General features: G+C 70.1%; 6 protein-coding genes and 1 pseudogene. 4 read left to right on the top strand and 3 right to left on the bottom strand.

The window, feature by feature from the left end:
• The 3 genes and pseudogenes from KUM44_RS32805 to KUM44_RS32795 all read left to right on the top strand — a co-directional run.
• Window positions 1–114 (top strand): annotated as a pseudogene (locus KUM44_RS32805) (ABC transporter ATP-binding protein); the annotation flags it as partial.
• Window positions 101–1,000, top strand: a complete 900-nt coding sequence (locus KUM44_RS32800; RefSeq protein WP_217213386.1) for an ABC transporter permease — start codon at window positions 101–103, stop codon at window positions 998–1,000. The pseudogene KUM44_RS32805 and the gene KUM44_RS32800, both read left to right, overlap by 14 nt.
• A 5-nt stretch (window positions 1,001–1,005) precedes the next feature.
• Window positions 1,006–1,746: a sirohydrochlorin chelatase gene (locus KUM44_RS32795; RefSeq protein ID WP_217213385.1), complete on the top strand. Its 741-nt coding sequence runs from the start codon at window positions 1,006–1,008 to the stop codon at window positions 1,744–1,746.
• A 112-nt stretch (window positions 1,747–1,858) separates the two neighbouring features.
• Here KUM44_RS32795 and KUM44_RS32790 read toward each other — a convergent pair whose 3' ends face one another.
• Together KUM44_RS32790 and KUM44_RS32785 are read right to left on the bottom strand one after the other, a co-directional pair.
• Complete coding sequence (locus KUM44_RS32790; RefSeq protein WP_217213384.1) at window positions 1,859–2,263, bottom strand: DUF4440 domain-containing protein; 405 nt, start codon at window positions 2,261–2,263, stop codon at window positions 1,859–1,861.
• Window positions 2,256–2,804 carry a DUF1697 domain-containing protein gene (locus KUM44_RS32785; RefSeq protein WP_217213383.1) on the bottom strand — a complete coding sequence of 183 codons (549 nt, stop codon included), beginning with the start codon at window positions 2,802–2,804 and terminating at the stop codon, window positions 2,256–2,258. Before KUM44_RS32785 ends, KUM44_RS32790 begins: the two co-directional genes overlap by 8 nt.
• 308 nt (window positions 2,805–3,112) lie before the next feature.
• On the opposite strand from KUM44_RS32785, the gene KUM44_RS32780 reads away from it, so the two are divergent.
• Entirely contained in the window at window positions 3,113–5,380 is a 2,268-nt protein-coding gene (locus KUM44_RS32780) for an MMPL family transporter (RefSeq protein WP_217213382.1), read from the top strand.
• Window positions 5,381–5,444: 64 nt separating this feature from the next.
• Here the strand turns inward: KUM44_RS32780 and KUM44_RS32775 are convergent, their stop codons facing one another.
• The gene (locus tag KUM44_RS32775; RefSeq protein ID WP_302186087.1) at window positions 5,445–6,734 is read right to left on the bottom strand and encodes an acyltransferase; all 1,290 of its coding nucleotides are present in this window, start codon (window positions 6,732–6,734) and stop codon (window positions 5,445–5,447) included.
• Between the last annotated feature and the right edge of the window lie 70 nt (window positions 6,735–6,804).

Here is a 6,804-nt window from a genome sequence, read left to right as displayed (position 1 = left end):
TGGACGGTCGGCATCCCGCAGCCGCGCCGTATCGAGGACGCCGAGGTGGCGGAACTGTCGCGGGAGATCACCGAAGAACTGCGTGGGGAGATCCGCCGTCATGGCCAGCACTGAGACGACCGCCGCCAAGGACGGCAAGGACGGCAACGATCTCGCCGGGCTCGAAGCGGGTCTGGACGCCCTGGACACGGTCCAGACGGGCCATACGCCGTTCCGGAAGACCCTGACCCAGAAGGTGCTGCCGCCGGTCGTCGCCGTCGCGCTGGTGCTGGCGGTCTGGCAGGTCCTGGTGTGGGCCGAGGTCGCGCCCGAGTACAAGCTGCCCTCACCGTCCGACGTGTGGGGCGAGGTACGCGAGTCCTGGCTCCAGGGCACGCTCTTCGACTACATCTGGACGTCCGTCTCGCGCGGTCTGATGGGCTTCCTGCTGGCACTGGCGATCGGTACGCCGCTGGGTCTGCTGGTGGCGCGCGTCAGGTTCGTACGGGCGGCGATCGGGCCGATCCTGTCCGGTCTTCAGTCGCTGCCGTCGGTGGCGTGGGTGCCGCCGGCCGTGATCTGGCTGGGTCTGAACGACTCGATGATGTACGCCGTGATCCTGCTCGGCGCGGTGCCCTCCATCGCCAACGGTCTGGTGTCGGGCGTCGACCAGGTGCCGCCGCTGTTCCTGCGGGCGGGCCGCACGCTGGGCGCGACAGGTCTGAAGGGCACCTGGCACATCGTGATGCCGGCCGCGCTGCCCGGCTATCTGGCGGGTCTGAAGCAGGGCTGGGCCTTCTCCTGGCGCTCGCTGATGGCCGCCGAGATCATCGCCACGTCGCCCGATCTCGGCGTCGGGCTTGGCCAGCTGCTGGAGCACGGCCGCACCAACAGCAGCATGTCCCAGGTGTTCCTCGCCATCTTCCTGATCCTCGTCGTCGGTATCGCGATCGACCTGTTGATCTTCAGCCCGCTGGAGCGGTCGGTGCTGCGCAGTCGCGGCCTGCTGGCAAGGAGCTGAGTCCTGTGTTCAAGAAGCCGGTCCTTCTCGTCATCGCCCACGGCAGCCGCGACCCGCGGCATGCCGCGACCGTGCATGCCCTGGTGCGCCGGGTGCGCTCGCTGCGTCCGGACGTACGGGTGGAGACCGGCTTCCTCGACTTCAACATCCCGTCCGTGCAGGGTGTGCTGGAGTCGCTGGCCGCCGAGGGCGTGCGTGATGTCGTGGCCCTTCCGCTGCTGCTGACGCGCGCCTTCCATGCGAAGGCGGACATCCCGGCGGTCCTGCGGGACGCGCCGCCGCAGCTCCGCATCCGCCAGGCGGAGGTGTTGGGCCCGTCCCCGCTGCTCCTCACCGCGCTGGAACGGCGTCTGTACGAGGCGGGGCTGCCCCCCGCCGACAAGTCCTCGACCGGGGTCGTGCTGGCCTCGGCGGGGTCCTCCGACCCGGAGGCGAACGCAGTGATCGCAGCAATCGCGCGGGAGTGGCGGCACACCGGTTGGTGCGCCGTGCGACCTGCGTTCGCCTCCGCATCCCTTCCCCGCACCGAGGACGCGGTGCGGGAGCTGCGGGAGCTCGGCTGCGAGCGCGTGGCCGTGGCGCCGTATGTGCTGGCCCCGGGTTTCCTTCCGGACCGCATCGCGCGGGGTGCGGCCGAGGCGGATGTCCTGGGGGGCGTACTGGGGGCGACGCCTGAGGTGGCGCGGGTGTTGGTGGAGCGGTACGAGGCGGCTCGGGTGCCGGTGCTGGCGGCGGTCGGGGCGTGAGCCTCCGGCGGTCGGGCGGGGGTGCCTGCGGCGGCCCGTCGCTGTGCGGTGGGGGTTCGCGTAGCGCCTGCGGGTGTGGTGTGGGTCGGGGCCGTGCCGGGGGGTGTTCTTCCTAGGACGTCCGGCGCCTGTGCTTGGAGCGCCACGCTTCCCCGGCGCTGAACGGCGTGCCTTGGTGGAAGTAGATCTGCCACCCGTCGGGCGTCCGGCGCCACAGTGAGCTGCGGTGGGCGTGCCGGCCGCCGTACTCCGTGTCGAAGGTGAGGTGGACGAGGTCGGGGGCGAGCCGGACGCCGCGGATCCCGGAGGTGACGACGTAACGGTCGGATGGCCCGGTCTCGGCGGGCAGGCGGGCCAGGGCCGACGCCCGGTCCCAGCGTCGGCCCGATGAACCGAACTCGTGGAACTCGGGGTGCAGCAGCGACCCGAGCAGTTCGGCCGAGCGGCGGACTTCGGGGTCCAGCAGCCTCAGCTCGCCTTCGATGGCCGCCTGTACGGCGGGATCGCGTTCAGTCACCTGTCATCTCCACGAGCTTCACGACGGTGTTCCAGTTGCGGCTGGTGGCGATCAAACCCTTGGTGAGCCGGGGCCGCGACAGGATTTCGGAGAGCCTGGAGCGGCCCAGGCCGTTCGGGGCGTAGAGGTACAGCGCGCGGTCGCCGAGGCGGAACTCCTCCGGGAGACAGGCGGGCTGGTCGATCTCCGCGAAACGGTCGGCGTCGACCGGGGCGGAGAAGTAGGTGACATGGAGCTGCTTGGGCTCCAACTCGGCTGCGGGAAAGGGGCAGTTGTCGGCGATGGCCCGAAGGTAGGCGTGGTCGCGCACGATCACGTCCACGGCGAAGCCGAACTGCTTCTCGATCGCCGACGTGAGCTCGGCGGCCAGGGAATCCTCGTCGCCGTGGTCGGCGGTGAACACCGCCTGGCCGCTCTGGAGGTAGGTGCGTACGCCGCCGTGGCCGAGGCCGGTCAGCAGGGTGCGCAGCTCGGCCATCGGGACTCTCCTGCTGCCGCCCACGTTGATCCCGCGCAGCAGCGCCGCATACGTCGTCGTCATGCGGTCACCTTAAGGCGGTCCACTGACAGGGGCGGGGCTGTCGTGGCCGTCGTGCCCCGTGGGGGGTGGGCACGACGACCCGGAGCCGTAAGTTACTCATCGGTCAGTACAGAGCACAACCTCATCGCCCCGATAGGTGTAAGGGGCTCTCGTCCTCCCCAGTGGGGAGACGGCGGTGGCCGAGCGGATGAGTTCCGGCCGCCGTACTTCACCGGGAAGCACGACGAGATGGCCTTATCCGGCCCATACCTTCGAAACGAAAGGAGGCGGCAGGGGGCCGCCACCGCAATCAAGGGGGCAAGCCCGTCATGGGGAACGGAGACACACGCGTGCGGGGACTCGCCGCCCGCGCCGGCGGCTGGAGCGCTCGCCATCGATGGGCTGCCGTCGGCATCTGGGTGCTGTTCGTGGTCCTGGCGATGGGGCTCGGTTCGGCGGCGGGCCGGGTCGACGTCAAGGACAGCGACCAGCTGAAGGGCGAGACACACACCGCGGCCAAGATCGTCGAGGACGCGGGGATCGAGGAGCCGGCCGGTGAGACCGTCCTGATCCAGTCCAAGGACGGTTCGCTCAAGGCCACCGACAGCGAGTTCCGGGCGGCCGTCACCGCGGTCGTGAAGGCGGTCGAGGGCACCGGCGAGGTCGCGGACGTGACGTCGCCGTACGACACACAGACGATCTCGAAGGACGGCCGCAGCGCGTTGGTGCAGTTCGACATGCGCGGCGAGTCGGACACCGCGGGTGAGCGTGTGGAGCCCGTGCTGAAGGCCGTCGAGGACGTCCGGAAGGACCATGAGTCGCTGCGGATCGAGGAGATCGGCGGCGCGAGCATGATGAAGACGTTCGACGACGCGTTCGGGGACGACTTCCAGAAGGCCGAATACTCCGCGGTGCCGGTGGCCCTCGGCATTCTGCTCATCGCCTTCGGCGCGGTGGTGGCGGCGCTGTTGCCGGTGCTGCTGTCGATCACCGCGATCATGGCGACGATGGGCCTGATGGGCATCGTCAGTCACGCCATGCCGATGACCGACGCCGCCAGCTCCGTGATGCTGCTGGTCGGCCTGGCCGTCGGTGTCGACTACTGCCTGTTCTATCTGCGCCGTGAGCGTGAGGAGCGCGAGGCCGGCCGGGACGCGCAGACGGCCCTGAGGGTCGCCGCCGCCACCAGTGGCCGCGCCATCATCGTCTCCGGGGTCACGGTGTGCGTGGCGATGGCGGGCATGCTGTTCACCGGGCTCGCCGAGTTCGAGGCGATGGGCCTGGCCTCGCTGATGGTCGTGGCGGTCGCCATGGTCGGGTCGGTGACCGTGCTGCCTGCGCTGCTGTCGCTGCTCGGCGAGCGGGTCGAGAAGGGCAAGATCCCCTTCCTGCACCCGCAGAGCAAGCTCCGTCGCAACCGGGGGCGCGGCAACCGCGAGAGCCGGTTCTGGACAGCCGTACTGAAGGGCGTCCTCGCCCGGCCGGTGATCTCGGTCGTCGTCGCGGCGGGTGCGCTGCTCGCCATCGCGGCTCCCGCGGTCGGCATGAAGACCCAGAACCTCACGCTGGACCAGGAGTTCGGCGACTCGCTGCCGATCGTGCAGACGTACAACCGGCTCAACGAGGCCTTCCCGGGCGGCTCCGAGCCGGCCGAGGTGGTCGTCAAGGCGGGCGACATCAACGCTCCCGAGGTGAAGTCCGCGCTTGCGCAGTTCAGGGAGCGGGCGATCAGTTCGGGTGCCTCGCGCGGGCCGGTGGAGATCAAGCTGCATGACGAGCAGAACATCGCCTTCGTGTACGTCCCGCTGGTCGGCGGCTCCGACCTCGACAAGGCGGGAGTGAGCCTGGACAAGCTGCGAGACGAGGTGCGGCCGGCCACGCTCGGCAAGGTGGAGGGTGTCGAAGCGCCGATCACGGGGCAGGTCGCCGGTTCGAAGGACTTCAACGACCAGCTGGCCGGAGCCGTCATCCCGGTGTTCGCGTTCGTCGTGGTCTTCGCCTTCGGGCTGATGCTGCTGTCGTTCCGCTCACTGACGGTCGCCGTCACGTCGATCGCGCTGAACCTGCTGTCGGTGGGCGCCGCGTACGGCATCCTCGTCGCCGTCTTCCAGCACGGCTGGGGGGCGTCCCTGGTGGGCGCGGAAGGTGTCGGCGCCATCATCACCTGGCTGCCGCTGTTCCTGTTCGTGATCCTGTTCGGCCTGTCGATGGACTACCACGTGTTCGTGGTCTCGCGGATCCGCGAGGCGCGGCTGCGGGGCCGTACGACGAAGGACGCGATCCAGCACGGCGTGGTCACCACGGCCGGGGTCGTCACCAGCGCCGCGGTCATCATGGTCGCCGTGTTCGCGATCTTCGGCACGCTGTCCATGCAGTCGATGAAGCAGATGGGCGTCGGCCTCGCGGCGGCCGTGCTGATCGACGCCACGATCATCCGGGGTGTGCTGCTCCCGGCGGTGATGGCGCTGCTGGGCGAGCGCAACTGGTATCTGCCGAAGTGGCTGCACCGGCTGCCGGACCTGACGCACGACGAGGCGCCTGAGGCCGTCACGCGGAAGGCGGCTCGGGATGACGAGGGCGAGCGGGTGCCCGTCTGAGCCCTTCTGCCCGACGAGCGGGGCCCGTCGACTCCCCCGGAGCCGACGGGCCCCGCCGTGCGTGTCACGGTGGCCGCACACGACGTGCCAACCTGCGGCCCCAGCTCTGGCCCGGCACTTCGATGTATCGGTGGGTCAGCACGCACAGCGGCAACAGCGCGATGAGGAACGCCACTTCGAGGACGAGATCGTCCTGCCGCCGGCGGCCGAGCGTGCTGTCGATCACCGCCAGCAGCAGCGGATGCGTCAGATAGACCGAGTAGCTGATGGCGCCCAGTCCGGTCAGCGGCCGCGGTATGCGGCGGTGGCGCGACGCCAGTCCCGCGCCGAAGGTCAGTACGGCCAGCAGGAAGGCGACGATCCAGCCGCGCCGGGTGAAGTGGCCGCCGTCGCCGTACCGGTAGGCGCACCCCACGGCACAGGCGACCACCACGACGGCCGTGCCCGCCGCACACCGCCAGGTGCTCTGACCGTTCCCGGCACGGTGGACAGCGGTGCCGAGGAACATCACGGCGAGGATCACCAGGCTCTCCCAGAGCGGGACCGTGCCGTTGAACGCGACCAGGACGAGCGCCGGCACACCGCCCAACACGCCCCCGAACAGCCGGAGTACGGGTGAGGTGGCGCTCGCACAGCACAGGGCGACCGCCATGGCGATCGAGGCGAACGCGATCAGCGGGCCGGTGCCGACCAGTCCGGACAGGGCAGAGGCGGGCAGCACGACACCCGCCGCCACGCTCGCGGCGGCGAGCACGGCCAGGAGGAGGGCGGTCGCCGCGGACCGGCGGTGCAGGCGGACCGTGAACAGCGCGACGACCAGCAGGTAGAAGCACATCTCGTACGAGAGCGTCCACAGGACGAGCAGCAGACTGGGTGTGCCCAACAGCTCCTGGAGCATGGTGGCGTGGGCGACCGCCACCATGACGGCGTTCTGCCGACCGAAGTCGCGCACCTCCGCGATGCCCAGGAGATTGGCGGCAAGGAGTGCGGTGACGACGGCCGCCCACAGCGGGTACACCCGGAAGAGCCGTCCGATCCAGAACGTCCGGACGCAGCCCCGGCGCTCCAGAGAGGCGGGCACGATGTAGCCGCTCACCAGGAAGAACACCATGATGCCGTAGCGGCTGGTGCTGAACTGCGGCATCAGCTCCCGTCGGAAGTCCGCCATGAAGGTGTACGACGAGTGGTCGAACACCACGACGAGTGCGGCGATGCCGCGCAGCGCGTCCAGCCAGCCCAGGCGGGCGGCGGGAACGGGGGGTGGGGATTGCAGGCGCAGGCGGAGTCCTCTTCGGTGCGGGGGCGTCGGGTCGGGTTTGTCGTGGGACATCGCCGAGTTCAGCGGCCGGCGCATTGTTCGGCAGTACCGTTCTGGCGGCCGAACAATGGCGGGTGGGTGCAGGGACGGCTGGAGGGGGTGCGGG

Origin of the sequence: Streptomyces sp. AC550_RSS872 (assembly GCF_019049285.1) — a bacterium.
Taxonomy (GTDB): domain Bacteria; phylum Actinomycetota; class Actinomycetes; order Streptomycetales; family Streptomycetaceae; genus Streptomyces.
Note: the sequence above shows the minus strand (reverse complement) of the source record. Positions and strands in the feature narration are given on the sequence as shown.